Raw genomic sequence first — 20,450 nt, 5'->3', positions numbered from 1 at the left:
CGGAATGATGGGAGTATTCAAAGGAATTGACGTGCAGTGGTGCGGCTCGGAACGGTGGTGAGGTGATCCACGCTCAGCAGGGCACCTCGTGGTGCCGCGAATTCCCCCGGCACCGTTCCGAGGTGATCCACTAGAAGCGGAACAGCTCCGAGCAGTGCTCGGCGAACGCTTGCGCACGCCGCGTCAGCGGACCTCCCGCGGCCCACCCGAGCACCACGGGTGTGGTCGGCACGACGTCGCGCAACCCCACCGCCACCACCTCGAGTCCCTCGTACGAAGCGCTCACGGCGGGCTGCTGCACGGTCATCGAATAGCCGATGCCCCGGGCCACCAGCGACCGCGCCAGCTCGAAACTGCGCGCCCGGTGCGTCACCACCATCTCGACGCCCGCCGCCGCGAACACCGAACGGAAGTACTGCTCGCTCGGCGGCACGTCGAGCAACACGAAATGATCTTCGGCGAGTTCCCGCAACGCGACCGCGCGGCGCCGGCGCAAACGATGGCGGGCGGGCAGGAGAACTTTCGGCGGCAGGTCGTACAACGTGCGGGTCGCGATCCCCGGCACCAGGTCCTGGTCGTAGAGGAACGCGATCTCGCACCGTCCGGCGACGAGGTCCTCCCCGATCTCCGGCAGGCTCCCCTCCACGAACCGCACGGACACCCCGGGATGCGCCCGCTCGAACGTCGCGATCGCCGCGGGCAGGTGGAACGGCGCGATCGGCGCGTAGCAGCCGACCGTCAACACACCGCTCACCTGCCGGCTCAGCCCGCGCGCCTCGGCCCCGAGCTCCCCCATCGCCCCGACGACGCGGCGGGCGTCGACGAGCACCTGCGTCCCCGCGGCCGTCAGCGCGGCACCCCGGCGTGGCGACCGGACGACCAGCCGGAGGTCCAGCACCCGTTCCAGCTCGCTCAACGCCAGCGAGATCGCGCCCTGCGACACGTGACACCGCGCGGCGGCCGCGGTGAGCGAGCCCGTCTCGGCCACCGCGATCAGGTACTCGAGCTGCCGCACCGTCACGTTGGGCAGATTCATGAGCCGAGCTTATAACTGACTGGAGAAATGTGAACTGGCCAAAACAATGGCGGCCCGGCATCGTCCGGGAAGTGACCCGACCGCACACCCACCCGTTCCTCCCGTACACACCACCGCGCCTGCCGATCGAGGAGGGACTCGGCCGCGGCAGGGCGTTCCACCGCCTGCTCGACGCGCGCCGGTCCGTGCGCTGGTTCTCCCCCGATCCCGTGCCGGTGGAGGCGATCGAGCTCGCGGTCCAGGCCGCGAACACCGCCCCGAGCGGCGCGCACCAGCAGCCGTGGCGGTTCGTCGCGACGCAGGACCAGGACCTCAAGCGCCGCATCCGTGCCGCGGCCGAGGAAGAGGAACACCGCTTCTACCACGAGCGCGAGATCCCGGAATGGCGCGCGGCGCTCGCCCACCTGGAGACCGACGCGACCAAGGAGTTCCTGGAGGTCGCGCCCTGGCTGGTGGTCGCGTTCGCGCAGAAGCAGCAGGACGGCCGCAAGACCTACTACACCAACGAAAGCGTCGGCATCGCCTGCGGTTTCTTCATCGCGGCGCTGCACTCGATGGGTCTGGCGACCCTCACGCACACCCCGAACCCGATGACGTTCCTGCAGGACCTCCTCGGACGCCCCGGCGAGCGGGCCTACGTCCTCTTCCCGGTCGGCTACCCGGCGGACGACTGCGAGGTGCCGGACCTGCGCCGCAAACCCCTCTCCGAAGCTCTCACACTTGCCTGATCGTCCCGCTGGAGGGGACCATCGGGACCGTGGACGAACTGCGCGCGCTGATCAGCAAGCACGCCGGCCCGGACCTGACCACGTCCATCCCGGACGTGCTGGTGTCCAGGACGACGGTGGGCGGTCCGCCCGCGCCGTCGATGACCGGCACGATCCTCGCGTTCGTCGCCCAGGGCCGCAAACGCATCGCGCTGGGCGACCGCGTCTACGACTACCGGGCGGGCCAGTACCTGGTGGCGTCGATCGACATGCCGATCACCGGCAACTACGTGGACATCAGCCCGTCCGAACCCGCGCTCGGCCTCGGCCTGGTCCTCGACCCCGGGACGGTCGCGGAGTTGCTGCTGGCCGACGACTTCCCGAAACCGACCGGCACCCCGGAGGGCCTGGCCGTCAGCGACGCCTCCCCCGAGCTGGTCGACGCGGTCACCCGGCTCGCCCGACTCCTCGACCGTCCGAGGGACGCGCGGGCGCTCGCCCCGCTGGTCAAGCGGGAGATCCTCTGGCGGGTCATGACCGGCGAGCAGGGCGCGGCGGTCCGCCAGCTCGGCGCGCAGGACAGCAGCCTGAGCCACATCGCGAAGGCCGTCCGGTGGATCCGGGAGAACTACGCCGAGTCGTTCAAGGTCGGGAACGTCGCGCGGATCGCGGGCATGAGCGAGTCGGCGTTCTACCGCAACTTCCAGGCCGTCACGGCGATGAGCCCGATCCAGTTCCAGAAGCAGATCCGCCTGCAGGAGGCCAGGTTGCTGCTCGCGACGACCAGGGACGTGACGAGCGTCAGCCACCGCGTCGGCTACGACAGCCCGTCGCAGTTCAGCCGCGAGTACCGCCGTCAGTTCGGCGCGCCGCCCAGCCAGGACGCGAAGCTCACGCTCCAGCACGCTCTCTGACGTCCAGGTAGACCGCGCGGACCTCCAGCGTCCGCTCGACCTTCTCGATCACGGGCGCGAAGAACTGGCGCCGGTGATCGGCGTCGCTCATGGAGATCACCGAGAAGTACATGCTGCCGAACGCCGCGAACAGCGTGGCGTTGCGCAGCATCGCCGACGGGACACCGGGAATCATCGACTCGATCGCCGGTGCTCCGATCCACTGCTCGGCGATCTCCGGCGTGACGACGATCAGGCCGAGGATCACGAAGAACACGAACAGCGAGAGCCCGATCACGGCGGCCTGCACGAGCTGCCTGATCGCGAGCATCACCAGCAGGTTGCGCGACTGACGGCCGTTCAACCGCTTGGGCGGCAACGGTTCCGCGATCTCGACCCCGGACAGCGGGGTGCCCTTGCAGGCGACGGAGAGCACCTCCGGCCGCAGGTCCTGCTCGACCCGGCCGATCTCGTCACGCAGGCGGGCGGCCGCGGCGAGCACCGTGATCGAGGCGAACAGCAGCACCACCAGGCTGACCCGCGGCCAGAGCAGCCGGTTCATCGCCTGCCACAGCTCACCGGTGAAGAACAGGAACAGCGTCACGAACAGCATCGGCGGCAACGCCCGCCCGATCAGGTGCACGCTGTTGCGCAGGTCCGCGATCACGTGCCGGATGGCCGCCTTCAGCAACGCGCCCAGCCCGTAGGTCGTGGCGAGCATCGTCGCCACGAACGCCAGCACGAACACGACGACGAACCAGGCCAGTGCGCCCCACACCGGTTCGGGGTGGTCGTCCCCGTCCGGCGCCATGAACCGGATCTCCAGCGCGTACTGGATCAACGGTGTGATCACCGGGATCACCGCGTAGACCACCAGCACCAGCACCGTCATCCGCGGCGAGAAGCTCGGCATCCGCCGCACGAACAATGAGAGCAGGACCCACGCCGAGACCATCACGGCGACGATCACACCGAGCAGCACCCCTCGGGACAGGCCCGTGGACTGCTGCAGCACCAGCCAGGCGAAGCTGCCGACCGCGACGAACGTCAGCGCCGGCAGCATCCGCGGCAGCACGTGCGACCGGAAGCCGTAGCCCTCGATCATCGTCGGCGCGCCCTGCCGGACGAACCACTGCTCGGTTCGCCGCACCACCGCCGGGGAGATCATGCGGTGGATCATGCCTCACCGCTCGAACAGCCGCGCCATGATGGAGTAGTAGTGGGTCGGCGTGATGCGGGCGAGCGCGTCGAACACGTACGCGTCCGGCCCGACCAGGATCCGCGACTTGCCCTTCTCGACGCCCCGGTGGATGACCTCGGCGGCCTTGTCCGGGGTGGTCAGGGCGATCTTGTCGAAGTCCGCCGCGATCTGCTCCAGCGACCGGCCCTGCTCGTCGAGCTCGGCGTGGAAGCGCCCCTTGCGGACGATGTTGGTCTTGATGCCACCGGGGTGCACGGCCACGGCCGAGACGCCGGTGCCGCGCAGTTCCTGCCGCAGCGAGTCGGTGAAGCCGCGGACGGCGAACTTCGCGGCGCAGTAGGCGCTCTGGTTCGGCATGCCGCACAGCCCGAACACGCTGGAGGTGTTCACGACGACGCCGTAGTTCTGCTTGACCAGCAACGGCAGGAACGCGCGTGTGCCGTTGACGACACCCCAGTAGTTGATGTCGAACAGCCAGGCGTCGTCCTCCGCCACGGAGTTCAGCACGCTCGTGGACGTGGCGACGCCCGCGTTGTTGAACACGGCCGCGAGCGGCAGGTCCAGCCAGGCTTGCACCTCCTTGGCGAACCGCTGCACGTCGTCGGCGTCCCGCACGTCCAGGATCCGGCTGAGCACCGGGCCCTTCAGCGACGCGGCGGTCTCCTCCAGGCCGATCTCGTCGACGTCGGCGATGATCACCGGCGAGCCGTGCCGGGACAACCGCCGCGCGAGGCTGCGGCCGATTCCCGAGGCCGCCCCGGTGATCACCGCCGGACGCCCTGAGATCTTGCGGACCATGCTCGTGCTCCCCTGTCGTCGGAAGCACCTCACGCTTCCAGTGATCGCTCCGCCACGCCAGGGCCGTCGAGGTCAGGTCCGCAACTCCGGGAACTGGTCGTCCCGCCACTCCCCGGTGCTGCCGGCACCCTTCTCCTCCCGCGTGCGGAGATCGACGCGGCGGATCTTGCCCGAGACGGTCTTCGGCAGCTCGTAGAACTCGAGCCGCCGGATCCGCTGGAACGGCGCGAGGTTCTCGCGGGCGTGCCGCAGGATCCGCAGCGCCGTCTCGCGGTCGGGCTCCCAGCCCGGGCTCAGCGCCACGTACGCCTTGGGCACGGCGAGCCGCAGCGGGTCCGGTGCGGGCACCACCGCCGCCTCGGTGACCGCGGGGTGCTCGATCAGCACGCTCTCCAGCTCGAACGGCGAGATCTTGTAGTCCGACGCCTTGAACACGTCGTCCGTACGCCCGATGTAGAACAGGTAGCCGTCCTCGTCGCGGCTCGCGATGTCGCCCGTGTGGTAGTAACCGCCGGCCATGGCCTCGGCGTTGCGCTCCTCGTCGCCGAAGTAGCCGACCATCAGCGACATCGGCCGCTCACCCAGGTCGACGCAGATCTCGCCCTCCTCGGCCGGTGCGCCGGTGATCGGGTCCACCAGCACGATCGGGACGCCCCGCAGCGGCCGTCCCATCGACCCGAGCTTCACGGGCGCGCCCGGCACGTTGCCGACCGACAGCGTGGTCTCGGTCTGGCCGAAGCCGTCGCGGATCGTGAGGCCCCACTGCTTCTGGACCTGCTCGACCACCTCGGGGTTGAGCGGCTCACCGGCGGCCACGACCTCGCGCAGCCCGCCCGGCCCGCCGCTGAGGTCGGCCTTGATGAGCATCCGCCACACCGTCGGCGGCGCGCAGAACGTCGACACTCCCTTCGCCCGGATCTGGCCGAGCAACGCGGCCGCGTCGAAGCGCGCGTAGTTGTAGACGAAGATCGTCGCCTCGGCGATCCACGGCGCGAAGAAACAGCTCCAGGCGTGCTTGGCCCAGCCGGGCGAGCTGATGTTGAGGTGCACGTCGCCGGGCTTCACGCCGATCCAGTGCATGGTCGTCAGATGCCCGACGGGGTACGAGACCTGGGTGTGCTCGACCAGCTTCGGACGGCTGGTCGTGCCGGAGGTGAAGTACAGCAGCAGCCGGTCGTCGGCGCTGGTCTTCGGGTGCGGCAACGGGTTCTCGGGCGCCTCGGCCGCCTCCGCGTAGTCGAGCCGGCCCGCCGCCGTGCCGCCGACGGAGATCAGCACGGGTCCCTCGGCGAACTTGTCCGCGTCCTCGACCCGCGCGATCACGTGCCGCACGGAACCCCGGTGCAGCCGGTCGGCTAGGTCCGCGGGGCCGAGAGCGGTGGTCGTCGGCATGATCACCGCGCCGAGCTTCATCACCGCGAGCATCGACTCCCACAGCTCGACCTGGTTGCCCAGCATGATCATCACGCTGTCGCCCCGGCCGACGCCCTGCCACGCGAGCCAGCGCGCGACGCTGTTCGAACGGCGGCGCAGCTCCTCGAACGAGTAGGCGCGCTCGGAGCCGTCCTCCTCGACGAGGTGCAGCGCCGTGGTGGTGTTGCCCTCGGCGATGACGTCGAACCAGTCGTGCGCCCAGTTGAAGGCGCCGTCGAAGCTCGGCCAGGTGAACGCGTCGGGGTCCGTGAGCATCAGGTCGCGGGCCGCGCGGTAGACGTCGTGACTGGACATGTCGCAGAGGGTGGGGAGGACCGGGGCCGCGGGGATACCCCCGGATGGGGGTGTACCCCTTTTCGAGGGTGCGACCGTCAGCGAAACTGCTGGACGTGCTGCCAGACCGCTTCCAGACGTTGCTCCCGCAACGCCTGGACATGCTCCGCCGCGCCACCGGGCTGCCCGTGGTGTTCGGCGGCGCGGTCGTGCCCGGCCACGAGCTGCTGCTGAGCAGCTTCCACGGCACGCACGGCACGTCGTTGCACGGACTGCGCGTCGGCACGGGCCGGGGACTCGGCGGCACCGCGATCGCCCTGGGCACCGCGGTCCGCGTCAACGACTACGCCAGCACGCGCGCGATCACCCACGAGTTCGACCAGATGGTGGTGGTGAACGAACGTCTGACCTCGGTGTTCGCCTACCCGGTGACCGTTCGCGGCACCGTGCACGGCGTGCTCTACGGAGCCGTGCGCGGACGAGCGACCGTCGGTGACCGGGCGATCAGGATGGCCGGCGCCATCGCACAGGGATTCGCACAGGACCTGGACATGCCTTTCCCTCAGAATCAGACACTGCACACGCAGGCCGCACTTCGCGAGCTGGCCGAGGTCACCAAGCTCGTCGGAGACCCGGTGCTGCGCGAACGACTCCGCAAGGTCCACCAGAACCTCGGCGGCGAGGCCCCCGTCAGCGTCCCGACCGGCCTGACGCCGCGGGAACTCGATACGCTGCGGCTGGCCGCGGTCGGTGCGTCCAACCGGGAGATCGCCGCCGAGCTCGGGTTGAGCACCGAAACCGTCAAGGCCTACCTCCGGGGCGCGATGCGCAAGCTGGGGGTGCACAACAGAACCGCCGCCGTCCACGCGGCGAGGTCGACGGGAGCGCTCTGAGTGTCGTTGATGGAGAAGGCCGTGATCGGGACCGATCGCCTGCTCTACAAGCTGACCGGCGGCAAGTTCACCCTCGTCTCCCTGTCGAAGCAGACGGGGCTGACGCTGATCACCGTCGGCGCGAGGTCCGGTGAGCGGCGAGAGAACCAGGTCCAGTACGTGGCCGACGGCGACTCGATGCTCGTCGTGGGCTCCAACTGGGGCAAGCCGCACCACCCCGCGTGGACCGCGAACCTGCTGAAGAACCCGGACATCCAGGTGAACGTGCGCGGCGACGTCCGCGATGTGCGGGGCACGCTGCTCGAAGGCGCGGAGCGGGAGGCCGCCTGGACCCGCATGGTGACGGCCTGGCCCGCGTTCCAGGACTACGTGGAGCGCTCAGGCGGTCGCGAGCTGAGGATCTTCCGCCTCACTGCGCGCTGAGTCCCACGCCAGCCACACGCAGCCCACGATCATCAGCACACCGTGGGCGATGCGCGCCGCCGGAGGCGTGAAGAACTGCGGCAGGTACAGCGCGAACCCGGCCGCGAACACGATCGCCGCCGTGGTGCGCAGCTTCAGCGCGACCATGACCGCCGCGACGCCCATGGTGACGAGACCGACCCCGAACATCGTGACGGCGAAAGGGTTGTAGCGCACGGACTCGGCCAGTTCAAGGAGGTTCGGCTGCTGCGCGATCGCGTGCAGGCCGAAGTCCTCTGCGCCGTAGTACGGCAGCGTGAGTCCGGCGCCGGCCCAGAACGTGATCGCGGCCCTGCGGTGGATCTCCAGCAACGCGATCGGCACCAGGATGAAGCCGATCATCGCGAACAGGTGCGACAGGACCCAGGCGGTCGACCCCATCGAGGCCGCGGCTCCCGCTGCCGTCGTCTCGTCGTGCCAAGGTCTTGAAGCCGGGTACAGCAGGAAGAGCAGGCCTGCGGCGGTGAGCGTCCACTTCACGATTGCCCCCTGAGATCGGTGAGGTACATCCGGACGAGCTGGTCGTAGGTGTCGTCGAGGCCCTCCGGCAGGCCGAAGCCGCCACCGGACTCGATCGACGCGAAGCCGTGCACGATCACCCGCAGCCGCCGCGTGGCGTGGATGGCGGCCGAGCCCTCCAGGCCGTAGCCGCGCAGGGTGGCGAGCATGACCTCCATGAACTTCAGGCCGGCCGCGCGCTGCAGTTCGTCGTGCAGCGGATCCATCGGCATGGCCGGGTACCGCTTCGGGTGTTCCTGGACGTACGCGCGGTAGGAGTGCATCAACGCGCCCACCGCCGCGTCGCCCGACAGGCCCAGGACCGCGTCGGTGAAGCGGACCGTCATCTCCTCGATCAGGCGCACTCCGACCAGGCCCCGGAGCTCGCCGAGGCTCGCGACGTGCTTGTACAGCGAGGGTGTGGCGACACCGGTCCGTGCGGCGACGGCGGCGAGCGTCAGTGCGCCGGCTCCCTGCTCGTCGACCAGCTCCAGTGCGGCGTCGACGACCTTGGCGGTGGTGAGACGTGGACGAACTGCCATAGCTCAAAAGCTAACAGCATTAGCCCGTGAGTGTCCAGGACAGGTTTTGTGGAGATCTTGCGGATTCCCGGCGGAGTTCGTGCCCGCAGCGCTATGAAGGTCAGGTCATTCGCATCGGCAAGGAGAATCCATTGCGATTAGCCAAGATCCTGGGGGCGGTCTCCGCGAGCGCGTTGTTCGCGGCGACCTTCACGGCTGCACCGGCCACCGCCGGTCCGACGTTGCACACCTCGATCGACCCGAGCTCCGTCAAGGAGTCGATCGAGTACCTGACGCAGACCTACCGAGTCAGCGAGCGCGAGGCGCTGCGGAGACTCGAGCTCCAGAACGACGCGGAGAAGCTCGAGGCCACGCTGAAGAAGGAGGCCGCCGGCGAGTACGGCGGCATGTGGATCGACCAGCAGGCGGGCGGCAAGCTCGTCGTCGCCATGACGAAACCCGTTGCCGCACAACGCCACATCGCGGCACTGCCCGACCGCGCCAACGTCGACGTGCGCACGGTCAAGAACTCGCTGGCCACGCTGCAATCGGCCCAGGAGCGCATCAGCAGGCAGGTCGGCGCCGGCGCCGACTCGGTGTACCTGCCGGCCGTCAGCACCACCGAGAACCGCGTGGTGGTCTGGGAACGCTCCTGGCTCAAGAAGCCCGGCGTGCCCGCCGAGACGGAGATGCGCACGTTCGACGCCGACCCGAGCCTCATCTCGGCCCGCGTCCTGCAGAAGCCGACCCCGTACTCGTCGGTCGATCCCGTCGACTGGGGTTTCTGCCACCCGCTCTACTGCACGAACTACGGCCCCATGCGCGGCGGCCTTCGCCTGGACATGCAGCGCGACGCGGCCCCCAATGAGACTCCTACCTGGGGCGGGTGCACCGTCGGGTTCAACCTGCGCACCACGGGTGGCGCGTTCCCCGGTGTCCCCTGGGTGCTGACCGCGGGCCACTGCGTGAGCAGCAAGACGAACGGCACGCCCACCCGGCACAACACCCAGCCGATCCTGGAGCAGCGCTACGTCTGGAAGAACGCCTACCCGTACGACTACAACGCCGTGAGGTACGTCGACGCCGCCACTGCGAACACGTGGCTGGAGGGCCAGACCAACCGCAACACGGTCCTCAAGTACTGCCGCAACGGCGGCCTGGACAGCAACGGCGACACCCCGTGCGGCCCGCAGGCGACCTCCCAGAACCAGGAGATCACCTCGGTCACCCCGCTGTCGGGGATCCTGACGGGCGCGGTCGTGTGCGCCACCGGTTCGGGTTCCAGCGCGGTGAACTACCCGGACTCCGTCGACAGCGGCGCCGGTGAGGGCTACCTCGTGGGGACCCGGTGCGGCCGGGTCCTCTCGACCGACGTCGGCATCAACACCGACGTGTGCGCGAGGAACGGCGACAGCGGCGGCCCGTTGTTCAGCCAGGTCACCAAAGCGGGTCTCGGCATCCTCAACGGCAGCCAGCAGGCCCGTAGCGGCGCCTGCCAACTGGGCGAGCTGAACAACTACTCGCCACTCTCGACGATCCTCGAGGACCTCAGCGCTCGCCAGATCAGCGGCGGGTCGGTCTTCAACGTCATCACCACTCCGCAGGGCTGATCACCGTCTCCGGAGGGCCTGGTTCCAGGCCCTCCGGAGACGCGTCTTCGACTTAAGCAGCCTTAAATGCGCTGGCAGCGAGCTAGATCCCTTGAGAGCGCTCTCATCTGACAAATTCGTGAAAACCTTTACACGTTGACCGAGGGTCACGGCGCGACAACACTTCCGAACCACTGGGCGCACAACTCAACACCCGGAAAGGTCGGTTCGATGCAGCGACGCATCGGGACGGCCCTTGCCGCTGCCTTGATGGTGGCCGCAGGGATCACCGTCGCCACCACCAGCCAAGCTCCCCCTGCCAACGCGGCGGTGACCTGGGCCGACGAGTTCAACGCTCCCGCCGGCGCCGGCGTCGACGGTGGCAAGTGGAACATGGAAGTGGGCAACAACAACGGCAACAACAGGGAACACCAGTGGTACCAGTCGGGTACCTCCAACGCGGCGCACGACGGCCAGGGCAACCTCGTCATCACCGCCAAGAAGGAGAACCCCGGCAACTACAACTGCTGGTACGGGCGGTGCCAGTACACGTCCGCGCGCATCAACACCGCGAACAAGTTCACCCAGACCTACGGCCGGTTCGAAGCGCGCATGAAGATGCCGCGCGGCAAGGGAATCTGGCCGGCGTTCTGGATGCTCGGCGCCGACATCAACACCGGTAACCCGTGGCCCGGCTCGGGCGAGATCGACATCATGGAGTTCCTGGGACACCAGACGAACACCGTGTACGGCACGATCCACGGTCCTGGTTACTCCGGCGCGGGCGGCAAGTCCCACGCCTACAACGGCCCGAACTTCTCCGACGGTTTCCACAACTTCGCAGTGGACTGGAAGCCCGGCGAGATCACGTGGTCGGTGGACGGCAACGTCTACGCCCGCAACACGCCGACGGACGTCAACGGCAACCCGTGGGTGTTCAACAAGCCCTTCTTCATCATCATCAACCTCGCGGTCGGTGGTGAGTGGCCGGGCTACCCGGACGCCAGCACGACGTTCCCGCAGCAGCTCGTGATCGACTGGGTCCGCGCCTCCTCCACCGACACCCCGCCTGTCGGCGGTGGCTCGGAGATCCGCGGCATCGGCGGCAAGTGCCTCGACGTCCCGTGGGCCAACACGGCCAACGGCACGCCCATCCAGATCGTCGGCTGCAACGGCAACGCCGCCCAGAAGTGGAGCCGTCCCGGTGACGGCACGATCCGCGCGCTGGGCAAGTGCCTCGACGTCAGCGGTGGCGGTACCGCGAACGGCACCGTGGTCCAGCTCTGGGACTGCAACGGCTCGGCTGCCCAGCAGTGGGCGGTCAGCGGGGCACAGGACATCGTGAACCCGCAAGCCAACAAGTGCCTCGACGCCATCGGTGGTTCCTCCGCCGACGGCACGAGAACGCACATCTGGGAATGCCTCGGCGTCGCCAGCCAGAAGTGGCAGGTCTGAGGTCTCTCCAGGTCGGGTCGCGCATGACCTGACAGGACCAGCGCTGGACGTGAACCCCCGCGGCGGACGGGTTCACGTCCAGCGCTTTCTCGTTCGTGGGATCAGGCCAGAAGCCTTGCCACGGCCCAGTCCTGCACCGCGACGCCGACCGACTTGAACACGGTCCGCCCCTCGCGCAACGGCGGGTTCCCCAGCGCCGCACCGAGTTCGACGAGCGACTCCAGCCGCAGCACACCGCTCTGGACCGCCCGGATGATCTCCCCGGCCTCGCTCAGCGCCGCCTCGACCTGGTCCACGACCACGACCCCGGCGGTCGCCAGAAGGTCCTCGGGCAGCTCCCGCATCACCGGCCGGTACGAGCCGATCGCGTTGACGTGCACCCGTTCCTTGAGCGCGTCGCACCGGAACAACGGCACGGTCGACGCCGTCGCACAGCACACGACGTCCGCGTCCCGCACGGCCTCCTCGGCCTGCGCCGCGACCTCCATGACCGTGTCCGGCAGCTCGTCCTTCAGACTCTCCAGCAACGCCTCGGCCTTCTCGGCGTTCCGGTTGAACACCACCAGCTTCTTCAACGGCCGCACCGCGTGCACCGCCCGGACCTGGTCCGCGGCCTGTGCCCCGGCACCGAGGAGTGCGAGGTGCGAGGCGTCCTCGTCGGCCAGCAGATCCGTTGCCACACCAACGACAGCGCCCGTGCGCAACGTCGTGAGCGACACCGCGTCCGTGACGAACTGCCCGTCCGGGTGCGAGTACACGACCGTGCCCGCGATGACCGGATCCCGTTCGACCTCGATGCTGACGACCTTGACCGCCGTGGAGTTCGTGGGCCGGTGGTGCACCGCCATGACGAGCGACCGGCTGTCGCTGAACGCGTGGCGCGGCGGAAGGTCGAACTCCTCCGCGGCGAGCCCGACGAACGCTTCTCGCACGGCCTGGATCGCTGCGGGCATCGTCATGGTTCGGATGGTAACGACTCAGCCGGAGCGCTTGAGCGCCCCCAGGAACAACGCCCATGCGGCCGGGCCGACCTCGACGTGGACGGCGGGAGCCTTGGTGTCACGGATGCCGACGCCGGTGGCGATCTCGACGCAGGAGCTCGCGTTCGCGCTGAAGGTGCTCTTGTGCCACTCGGCCATCCCGCTCTCCTCACCCGATCATGTCTTCGAGCAGACTCCCCGATTGTTCCTCGTCCAACGCCGTCCGGCCGAGTGACTCGATCACCCGGTCGTAGCTCCGGAGGGGCAGTGCCGCCTCGACGATCAGGCTGGCGTTCTCGCTCTCCACGAACACGACGGGCTCGACCTTGTCGAACGTCAGCAGGTCGAACGGCCCCGAGTGCCCCGCGTGCGCCCCGGCCGACGTGGGCACGACCCTGATGACGACGTACCGCCGCGCCGAGACCTCCACCAGGTACTCCAGCTGAGCGCGCAGCACGGCTTCGCCGCCGACCGGCGTCCAGAGCACCGACTCGTGGACGAAGAACGTCGCCTCGAGGCCGGGCTGGAGCGCCTGCTGGCGCGCGACCCGTGCCGAGACGCGCTCTTCCACCTCTTTCCTGGGCACGTTCGCGTTCGCCTCGATGACCGCGCGCGCGTACTCGGGAATCTGCAGCAGGCCGTGCACGAGCAGCGGCTGCCAGCTCGTCAACGTCTCGGCCCTGGACTCGTGCTCCACGAGCGTGCGCGGCGTGATCGGTTCGACCGCCCCGTGCTCCTGGAGCCACCCCTTGACGTTCGTCGCGGCGAACAGCTTCATCAGGTGTTCCCGCTCGCCCGGCGGCGTGTGGCACGCGCCCAGCAGCAGCGCGAGGTCCAGCTCCGTCACGCCGCCCTTGCCGTTGAGGGCGTCCGACAGCTTGGCTTCCTGCCAGCCGATGAGCTCGGCGACCTTGCGCGACGTCATGCCCGTGGCGGAGACGGCGGCGCGGAGTCCGTCACCGAACTCACGACCTCGTGCGGTGGAGAATCTTTTCGGCATGGCGAGGACCGTAACGCCATTCATCGCCATTCCAGAACGTTCGACGCCAACACAACCCAAAAGGGCGTTCGCTTGGAGCTCTTCCAAGACACACAATAATGCTGTGAGATTTCACTGGGCGCCCTACGAAGGGCTGCGACACGCCATCCCCGACGAGCCGGCCAGGGGGCGGCTCGTCGACACGCTGTGCGGCGATCCTTATGTGCCGCAAGAACTCAGCCTGTGGCGGGACAAGGTCGTCTGGCCGACGTGCTGGGACTGCGACGGCATTTGGCGCGAGTCGGAAGGGATTCTGCCATGGCCGCGGAAATCCTGACGGAAGACCTGCTGCGCGTATCTCTTCAGCGCCTTTCGCGTGAGGTGGTGAAGACTTATCCACAGTTCGGCGAGCTGCTCGCACGGAACATGCTGCGCACTTGCGGGTTGATTCCCGATCTGGAGCGGGCGGAGCATTACCGGGAACTCGGCACGTTGCTCACGGACCTCGGCCGGCTCTACCTGGCGGAGGCGGACGTGCTCAGCACGGTGGAGTCGCCGGAGGCCGGTCCGACCGCCTGAGCGCACCGGCTCACCGCTCCGACATCACGACCGCGCGCCCGCTCGTGTCGAACTCGTGCGCCAACGTCCGCAAAGGCTGCCCGCCCGCAGCCCAAGCGGCCGTCCAGGTGAGGCACTCGGCCGCCCCGTTCCCTCCGCGCTCCACCAGATCCACCCCGATCGAGTCGAGCCACTCCCACGCACTCCCGCCCACACCGGCCAGGAACTCCTCGTCCCAGGCCCGCACCAACTCCCGGACGGTCCCCTCGGCCCGCGCCCGAGCGTTGACCGACCGAATCCACTCCTGCCGCTCCTCCTCCGACAGCACCACCCCGGTCTCGGCCTCCCGGAACCCGGGCAGGTCGTGCGCCAGCCCACCCGACCCGACGTACAGAACCCGCCGATCGGCGAAGAACTCCCCCACCCGACGCCCCAGAGAGGCCGCACGCCGGAAGGTGGCGTGCGGCGGAGACGCGCAGTTGACGAAGACCGGCAGCACCGGCTTGGCCGAGATCGAGCCCAGCAGGTCCCGCGTCGTGTGCCCGAACGCGTGATCCAGGGCAGCCGAGTAGGCGGTGGCGATGTCGAACTCGCCCTCCACCAGGTCGGCCACCAACGCACGCCCCGAAGAGGAAGGCACGTCGTACGAACCGACCGGCCCGGCGACGTCGCCCTGTGCGGTGGCCGACAGCACCACCGCGAAGGTCGGCACCACGGCGCGGAACGCACGGCGGTGGTCCGTGCCGAAGAAGACCACGAGCTCCGGGTCGAACGCCTCGACGGCGGCGCGGGCGGTGGCGATCGCCTCGCGGACCGGGCCGAAGGGCGCGCTCGGCAGGGTGATCAGGTGCGAGGCGCAGACCGTCAGGCGATTCTTCACCGGACCAGTCTAGGTTCCGGGGCGTGACGAGACGTGCACTTGCGGTGATCATCGCCGCCGCCCTCCTTGCGCCCGTTCACTCCGCTCGGGCCGAAGGCCGCATCGAGACCGAACGGATCGAGAGACCCGTTGCGCCGGGCGTCACGCACAGCTCGTTCGACTGGTTCGAGGAAGACGGGTGGGTTCGCGGGGACGCGCTCAGCGTCGACCTCACCCGAGCGAACGTCGGGTACGTGGACCCCGGCACGGTGGCGCGGGCGGCGCCGCTCTCGCAGCAGGCGAGGACAGCCGTCGCGGCCGTCAACGGGGACTTCTTCGACATCGGCAACTCCGAGGCACCCGAGGGCGTCGGCATCCAGGACGGCCGGACGCGGAAGTCGGGCAACGGCAGGGCGATCGGCATCGACGCGGCCGGCGTGGGCAGCGTCATGGAGACGTTCTTCGAAGGCACGCTCAACGGCACGTACGCGCTGACGCAGCTCAACAGCGCGCGGATCGACGTGGACGGGATCGGTGTCTTCACCCCGTTGTGGGGCACGTACAGCAGAGCGCGCGCTACGCGAGGTGCGGTGAACACGGCTGAGGTGCTCGTCAAGGACGACGTCGTCCAGAGCGTCGGCAGTCCGGGCGACCGGCCCGTCGAGGGGTACGCGCTGGTCGGCCGCGGCAAGGGCGCGGACGTCCTCAGAAGTCTCCAGCCCGGCGACAGGGCGGAGATCACCTATCGGAGCCGCACCAGTGACGGCAGCACACCGAGGACGGCGATCGGCGGACGGCAGCCGCTGGTCGAGAACGGCCGCAACGTCGCGCCGCACGACCCGCTGCACCCGCGCACGGCGGTGGGCTTCTCGCAGGACGGCAAGAAGATGGTGATGCTGACCGTCGACGGGCGGCAGGGCGTCCACCTGCAAGGGCTGAGCCTGAAGGACCTCGCCGACGCGATGATCGGGCTCGGTGCGCACAACGCCCTCAACCTCGACGGCGGCGGCTCGTCGACCATGCTCGTCCGCGAACCCGGCACCACCGCGCTCACCCTCGCCAACACGCCTTCCGAAGGCGGCGAACGCCCGGTCCCCAACGGCCTTGCGCTCTACGCGCCTCCGGGCACCGGCAGGCTCACCGGGTTCGACGTGCGGACGGAGGACCAGCGCGTCTTCCCCGGCATGACACGCAGGATGACCGTGCGCGGGCACGACGAGACGTTCGGACCGGCGACCACCAACGCGCACGCCACGCGTGCGACCGGCGGGTGGGCCATCGGCGACACCTTCCACGCGGTGAACGAGGGACCGGCGTCGTTCACCACTCTCCACGGCCTCACGACCGCGACGCGGAAGCTCACCGTGCTGGGCGAGCTGGCCGGACTGGCCCCGGCCGAGACGCGCGTCAGCCTGCACGAGGGCGAGAGCAAACCTTTGCGGATCAACGGTTTCGACGCCAGGGGCTTCAGCGCGCCGATCGAACGGGCCGACCTCGACCTCACCTACGACCGCAGCGTCGTCGAGGTCACGCCGGACCTGCGGATCAGGGCGATCAGGCCCGGCGCCACCACGATCACGGCACGGGCCCGGGGCAAGGAGACCCGGGCTGCTGTCACCGTCGGGGTGCACGACCGGCCGGTCGCCGGGTTCGACGATGCTCCACAGTGGACCTTCGGGTCCGCCAGGGCGACCGGCGAGGCGGAACCGGAGCCACGAGGCCACACCGGACCCGGCCTGAGGCTCGGCTACGACTTCACCCGGTCGACCGGCACGCGCACCGCCTACGCCGTCCCGCCGAAGCCGATCCAGGTCGACGGGCAGCCCCTCGGACTCGCCGCCTGGGTCCACGGCCGCGCCCGGGGCGAGTGGACCGCCTTCACCGTCACGGACGCGACCGGGCAGTCCCGCGCGCTCTACGGCCCCCACGTCACCTGGACCGGCTGGCAGCGCGTCGAGGTCGCGGTGCCGCCGGAGCTCGAGTTCCCGATCGCGGTCACCCGGTTCTCCACGATCGAGACCAAGGCCGACCGCTCCTACCAGGGCGAGGTCGTCATCGACGACATCGTCGCGACGGTGCCGCCCGAGATCACCCTGCCGCCGCCCCCTCACCAGCGCGAAGGAGTGATCGGCACAGCGGAGGGCTGGACGTTCGCGGTCCTGTCCGACACCCGGTTCGTGGCCCGCGACCCGGACAGCGCCCTCGCCCGGTCGGCTCGCCGCACGCTGACGGAGATCAGGGCCTCCGGGGCCGAGTTCGTCGTCGTCAACGGCGACTTCGTCGACGAGGCCTCACCGGACGACCTGCAGCTCGCCCGCAGGATCCTGACCGAGGAGCTGGGCGACCTCCCCTGGTACTACGTGCCGGGCAACCACGAGATCATGGGCCCCGGCACCATCGAGAACTTCCGCCGCGAGTTCGGTGCCACCCACCGCACGTTCGACCACAGGGGCACCAGGTTCGTGCTGCTCGACTCGTCGACCGGCACGCTCAGGGGTGGCGGCCTCGACCAGGTCGAGATGCTCCGCACCGCGCTGGACACGACCGAGGGCCAGGCCGTCGTGCTGATGCACCACCCGCCGCGAGACCCCACCCCCGCCCGCGAGAGCCAGCTCACCGATCCGCTGGAAGCGTCCTATTTCGAGCGACTGCTGTCCGAACGGGACGCACCCACCGCGTTCGTCGGCGGGCACGTCGGCGGTTTCTTCGCGTCCACTGTGGACGGCGTGCCGTTCGTGATCAACGGCAACTCCGGCAAGGCACCCGCGGAGGCCGGCGGGTTCACCGGCTGGACGCTCTTCGGCGTGAGCGGGAACGGCGTCCGGGCCGAGATCCGCCCGCACGTGGACGCGCTCCAGGTCCTGGCTCCGGCGACGTTGCGGTCCGGCACGGCGGAAACGGTTGCGGCGACGGTGAAACAGGGTTCGCGATCGGTGCCGGTGCGCTATCCGATGGGCGCGGTGTGGGAAGGGTCACGTGCCGTCCACGTGGGCGCGCAGAGCGGGGTCCGGCCTTGGCACGTCGCCCGGTTCGAACCGGACAACGGCGTCCTCGTCGGGATCAGGCCTGGTCAGGCGCAGATCTCGGTCACGGTCAACGGCGTGACGAGCAGCGCGGACGTGCGCGTGGAGGCGGCGGAGAGCCCGTGAGCTGGTCTGAGTGAGTGCGATGTGAGGCGGTGAGGGAAGATACTCCCCATGACCACCGCCGACAACGGTTTCGCCGACCTGGGGCTGCGCTCCGACATCCTCAACGCACTCACCACGCTGGGCTACGAGGAGCCGACGCCGATCCAGAGCGAAGCGATCCCGCCCCTGCTCGCGGGCAACGACCTGCTGGGCCAGGCGGCCACGGGCACGGGCAAGACGGCGGCGTTCGCGCTGCCGCTGCTCGAACGCATCGCGGACAAGATCGGCAAGGGCGAGAAGCCGCTGGCCCTCGTCCTCGCCCCCACCCGTGAGCTCGCCGTGCAGGTGTCCGAGGCGGTCCACCGCTACGGCCGCCACATGGGCGCTCGCGTCCTTCCCATCTACGGCGGCCAGCCCATCGGCCGTCAGCTGCGCGAGCTGTCCCGCGGCGTCGACGTGGTGGTCGCGACCCCGGGCCGCGCCATCGACCACCTCCAGCGCGGCACGTTGCAGCTCGGCGACCTGCAGGTCGTCGTGCTCGACGAGGCCGACGAGATGCTCGACATGGGCTTCGCGGAGGACATCGACGCGATCCTGAGCGAGACGCCGGCCGAGCGGCAGACCGTGCTGTTCTCGGCCACGATGCCGCCGCGCATCGACCGCATGGCCAAGAGCCACCTGCGCGAGCCCGTGCTGATCCAGATCGAGCGCGAGAAGACCGAGCCGGGCGAGGCCCCGCGCGTCCGGCAGACCGCGTACCTGGTGCGCCGCGAGCACAAGCCCGCCGCGCTCGGCCGCGTGCTCGACGTCGAGTCGCCGACCGCCGCCGTCGTCTTCTGCCGCACCCGCGACGAGGTCGACCAGCTCACCGAGACGCTCAACGGCCGCGGCTACCGCGCCGAGTCGCTGCACGGCGGCATCAGCCAGGAGCAGCGCGACCGAGTGATGTCGCGCCTGCGTTCGGGCACCGCCGACCTGCTGGTGGCCACCGACGTCGCCGCCCGCGGCCTCGACATCGAGCAGCTCACGCACGTCGTGAACTACAACGTGCCGTCCGCGCCCGAGGCGTACACGCACCGCATCGGCCGGGTCGGCCGCGCCGGCCGTGAGGGCGTCGCGATCACCCTGGTCGAGCCGCGCGAGAACTCGATGCTCAAGACGATCGAGCGCGTCACCAAGACCAAGATCCCGGTCGAGAAGGTCCCGACGGTCGCCGACCTGCGCGCCCGCCAGCTGGAGCTGACCCGCTCGTCGCTGCACGAGTCGCTGCTCGAGGACGACCTGTCGCGCTTCCGCGTCGTCGTCGAGACGCTGGCCGACGAGTTCGACGTCATGGAGATCGCGCTCGCCGCGGTCAAGCTCGCGCACGAGGCCTCCGGTGCCGCCGCCGACGAGGAGGAGATCCCGGAGGTCCGCCCGCGCGAGGACCGTCCGCGCCGCGATGGTGCCCCCGCCGGTCCGCGCCGCGAGCGCCGTGGCCCGTCCGAGGGCATGACCAGGCTGTTCCTGGGTGCCGGCCGCTCGTCGGGCATCCGCCCGCAGGACATCGTCGGCGCGCTGACCGGCGAGACGAACCTGAAGGGCCGCGACATCGGCGCGATCGAGATCGCCGACCGGTTCTCGCTGGTCGAGGTGCCCGGCCCGGCCGCGAACGACGTGATCGAGCAGCTGCGCGACGCCACGATCAAGGGCAAGCGCGTGACGATCCGTCGCGAGCGCCAGCCCCGCTAGTCCCCGAACGTGACTCGGCCCCCTCCGGAACTTCCGGAGGGGGCCGAGTGCGTGCCGGATCAGGCCTCTACGAGGCGACCAGCGTCCACCGCTGGTTCTCGAAGCCGTTGTAGCCGGACATCTTGACCAAGGCACCGTTGTGCGTGGCGTTGCCGTAAGCGTCCACGTACAGGAAGGTCAGCGCGCTCTGCAGGCCGTAGGTGTTGTCGCCGCCCTGCGTGAAGACGAACTGCTGCGTGCCGCTCGACGAGGTCTACGTGACCGGCTCCGGCTGGGCCACCACAACGGAACTGGCTGAAGCCGAGTCAGGAGCGCCGCGGCACCAAGGCGAGGAAATTTTCCGCCGTCGCCGCGGCGTCTTACATCGACATCCAGGAGGGTCGTCCCATCAACTACGAACCAGTAGATGGGAAGTACCCCTACTACGCCTGGCTGGACGACGAAAAGTCAGCAGT

Annotated in this window: 20 protein-coding genes and 1 pseudogene; 10 read left to right on the top strand and 11 right to left on the bottom strand. The window is 69.4% G+C overall.

Annotated features, from left to right (window positions below; all coding sequences use genetic code 11):
• Positions 1 to 130: 130 nt before the first annotated feature.
• Positions 131 to 1,036 carry a LysR family transcriptional regulator gene (locus tag ACWF7A_RS31325; protein WP_452254100.1) on the bottom strand — a complete coding sequence of 302 codons (906 nt, stop codon included), beginning with the start codon at positions 1,034 to 1,036 and terminating at the stop codon, positions 131 to 133.
• Between the two features lie 71 nt (positions 1,037 to 1,107).
• Here ACWF7A_RS31325 and ACWF7A_RS31320 point away from each other — a divergent pair, with 71 nt between their 5' ends.
• Both ACWF7A_RS31320 and ACWF7A_RS31315 read left to right on the top strand, forming a co-directional pair.
• The gene (locus ACWF7A_RS31320; protein WP_452254099.1) at positions 1,108 to 1,764 is read left to right on the top strand and encodes a nitroreductase family protein; all 657 of its coding nucleotides are present in this window, start codon (positions 1,108 to 1,110) and stop codon (positions 1,762 to 1,764) included.
• 29 nt (positions 1,765 to 1,793) lie between these two features.
• Positions 1,794 to 2,657, top strand: a complete 864-nt coding sequence (locus ACWF7A_RS31315; RefSeq protein WP_452254098.1) for an AraC family transcriptional regulator N-terminal domain-containing protein — start codon at positions 1,794 to 1,796, stop codon at positions 2,655 to 2,657.
• On the opposite strand, the gene ACWF7A_RS31310 is transcribed toward ACWF7A_RS31315, so the two are convergent.
• From ACWF7A_RS31310 to ACWF7A_RS31300, 3 genes are all read right to left on the bottom strand, one after another.
• Positions 2,635 to 3,816 (bottom strand): hypothetical protein, encoded by a 1,182-nt coding sequence (locus ACWF7A_RS31310; protein ID WP_452254097.1) that lies wholly within the window; start codon positions 3,814 to 3,816, stop codon positions 2,635 to 2,637. The genes ACWF7A_RS31315 and ACWF7A_RS31310 overlap by 23 nt on opposite strands.
• Before the next feature lie 3 nt (positions 3,817 to 3,819).
• Complete coding sequence (locus ACWF7A_RS31305; RefSeq protein WP_452254096.1) at positions 3,820 to 4,635, bottom strand: SDR family NAD(P)-dependent oxidoreductase; 816 nt, start codon at positions 4,633 to 4,635, stop codon at positions 3,820 to 3,822.
• Between the two features lie 72 nt (positions 4,636 to 4,707).
• Complete coding sequence (locus ACWF7A_RS31300; protein WP_452254095.1) at positions 4,708 to 6,363, bottom strand: AMP-binding protein; 1,656 nt, start codon at positions 6,361 to 6,363, stop codon at positions 4,708 to 4,710.
• 95 nt (positions 6,364 to 6,458) lie between these two features.
• Between ACWF7A_RS31300 and ACWF7A_RS31295 the strand changes: the two genes are divergently transcribed.
• Together ACWF7A_RS31295 and ACWF7A_RS31290 are read left to right on the top strand one after the other, a co-directional pair.
• Entirely contained in the window at positions 6,459 to 7,235 is a 777-nt protein-coding gene (locus tag ACWF7A_RS31295) for a LuxR C-terminal-related transcriptional regulator (RefSeq protein ID WP_452254094.1), read from the top strand.
• 21 nt (positions 7,236 to 7,256) lie between these two features.
• Complete coding sequence (locus ACWF7A_RS31290; RefSeq protein ID WP_452254093.1) at positions 7,257 to 7,658, top strand: nitroreductase family deazaflavin-dependent oxidoreductase; 402 nt, start codon at positions 7,257 to 7,259, stop codon at positions 7,656 to 7,658.
• Here ACWF7A_RS31290 and ACWF7A_RS31285 read toward each other — a convergent pair.
• Positions 7,614 to 8,177, bottom strand: a complete 564-nt coding sequence (locus ACWF7A_RS31285) for a hypothetical protein (protein ID WP_452254092.1) — start codon at positions 8,175 to 8,177, stop codon at positions 7,614 to 7,616. The two genes, ACWF7A_RS31290 and ACWF7A_RS31285, sit on opposite strands and share 45 nt — an antisense overlap.
• Positions 8,174 to 8,737, bottom strand: a complete 564-nt coding sequence (locus ACWF7A_RS31280) for a TetR/AcrR family transcriptional regulator (RefSeq protein ID WP_452254091.1) — start codon at positions 8,735 to 8,737, stop codon at positions 8,174 to 8,176. Before ACWF7A_RS31280 ends, ACWF7A_RS31285 begins: the two co-directional genes overlap by 4 nt.
• A 131-nt stretch (positions 8,738 to 8,868) precedes the next feature.
• Between ACWF7A_RS31280 and ACWF7A_RS31275 the strand changes: the two genes are divergently transcribed.
• The gene (locus ACWF7A_RS31275) at positions 8,869 to 10,326 is read left to right on the top strand and encodes a trypsin-like serine protease (RefSeq protein ID WP_452254090.1); all 1,458 of its coding nucleotides are present in this window, start codon (positions 8,869 to 8,871) and stop codon (positions 10,324 to 10,326) included.
• Positions 10,327 to 10,536: 210 nt separating this feature from the next.
• A complete protein-coding gene (locus ACWF7A_RS31270) occupies positions 10,537 to 11,760 on the top strand; it encodes a family 16 glycosylhydrolase (protein ID WP_452254089.1) in 1,224 nt (407 codons plus the stop codon).
• A gap of 101 nt (positions 11,761 to 11,861) precedes the next feature.
• Here ACWF7A_RS31270 and ACWF7A_RS31265 read toward each other — a convergent pair whose 3' ends face one another.
• Genes ACWF7A_RS31265 through ACWF7A_RS31255 form a run of 3 tightly spaced genes read right to left on the bottom strand, consistent with a single transcriptional unit; the run spans position 11,862 to position 13,740 of the window.
• Positions 11,862 to 12,719: an ornithine cyclodeaminase family protein gene (locus ACWF7A_RS31265; RefSeq protein ID WP_452254088.1), complete on the bottom strand. Its 858-nt coding sequence runs from the start codon at positions 12,717 to 12,719 to the stop codon at positions 11,862 to 11,864.
• Positions 12,720 to 12,737: 18 nt separating this feature from the next.
• On the bottom strand, positions 12,738 to 12,899 hold the full coding sequence (locus ACWF7A_RS31260) for a DUF397 domain-containing protein (RefSeq protein ID WP_452254087.1): 162 nt from the start codon (positions 12,897 to 12,899) through the stop codon (positions 12,738 to 12,740).
• A 10-nt stretch (positions 12,900 to 12,909) separates the two neighbouring features.
• Positions 12,910 to 13,740 (bottom strand): helix-turn-helix domain-containing protein, encoded by an 831-nt coding sequence (locus ACWF7A_RS31255; protein WP_452254086.1) that lies wholly within the window; start codon positions 13,738 to 13,740, stop codon positions 12,910 to 12,912.
• On the opposite strand from ACWF7A_RS31255, the gene ACWF7A_RS31250 reads away from it, so the two are divergent.
• Both ACWF7A_RS31250 and ACWF7A_RS31245 read left to right on the top strand, forming a co-directional pair.
• Positions 13,637 to 14,056: a zinc finger protein gene (locus ACWF7A_RS31250; RefSeq protein ID WP_452254085.1), complete on the top strand. Its 420-nt coding sequence runs from the start codon at positions 13,637 to 13,639 to the stop codon at positions 14,054 to 14,056. The two genes, ACWF7A_RS31255 and ACWF7A_RS31250, sit on opposite strands and share 104 nt — an antisense overlap.
• Positions 14,038 to 14,298, top strand: coding sequence for a hypothetical protein (locus ACWF7A_RS31245; protein ID WP_452254084.1), 261 nt, complete (start codon positions 14,038 to 14,040; stop codon positions 14,296 to 14,298). Before ACWF7A_RS31250 ends, ACWF7A_RS31245 begins: the two co-directional genes overlap by 19 nt.
• Positions 14,299 to 14,308: 10 nt before the next feature.
• On the opposite strand, the gene ACWF7A_RS31240 is transcribed toward ACWF7A_RS31245, so the two are convergent.
• Positions 14,309 to 15,157, bottom strand: coding sequence for a DODA-type extradiol aromatic ring-opening family dioxygenase (locus ACWF7A_RS31240; RefSeq protein ID WP_452254083.1), 849 nt, complete (start codon positions 15,155 to 15,157; stop codon positions 14,309 to 14,311).
• Between the two features lie 23 nt (positions 15,158 to 15,180).
• On the opposite strand from ACWF7A_RS31240, the gene ACWF7A_RS31235 reads away from it, so the two are divergent.
• Together ACWF7A_RS31235 and ACWF7A_RS31230 are read left to right on the top strand one after the other, a co-directional pair.
• The gene (locus tag ACWF7A_RS31235) at positions 15,181 to 18,285 is read left to right on the top strand and encodes a phosphodiester glycosidase family protein (RefSeq protein WP_452254082.1); all 3,105 of its coding nucleotides are present in this window, start codon (positions 15,181 to 15,183) and stop codon (positions 18,283 to 18,285) included.
• Positions 18,286 to 18,333: 48 nt separating this feature from the next.
• Positions 18,334 to 19,995, top strand: a complete 1,662-nt coding sequence (locus ACWF7A_RS31230) for a DEAD/DEAH box helicase (RefSeq protein WP_452254081.1) — start codon at positions 18,334 to 18,336, stop codon at positions 19,993 to 19,995.
• A 67-nt stretch (positions 19,996 to 20,062) separates the two neighbouring features.
• Here the strand turns inward: ACWF7A_RS31230 and ACWF7A_RS31225 are convergent.
• A pseudogene (locus ACWF7A_RS31225) lies at positions 20,063 to 20,221 on the bottom strand (RICIN domain-containing protein); the annotation flags it as partial.
• Positions 20,222 to 20,450 lie beyond the last annotated feature (229 nt).

It is taken from the genome of Lentzea sp. NPDC055074, assembly GCF_053608005.1.
The sequence above is the reverse complement of the archived record's forward strand: the minus strand, read 5'-3'. Positions and strand labels throughout refer to the sequence as shown.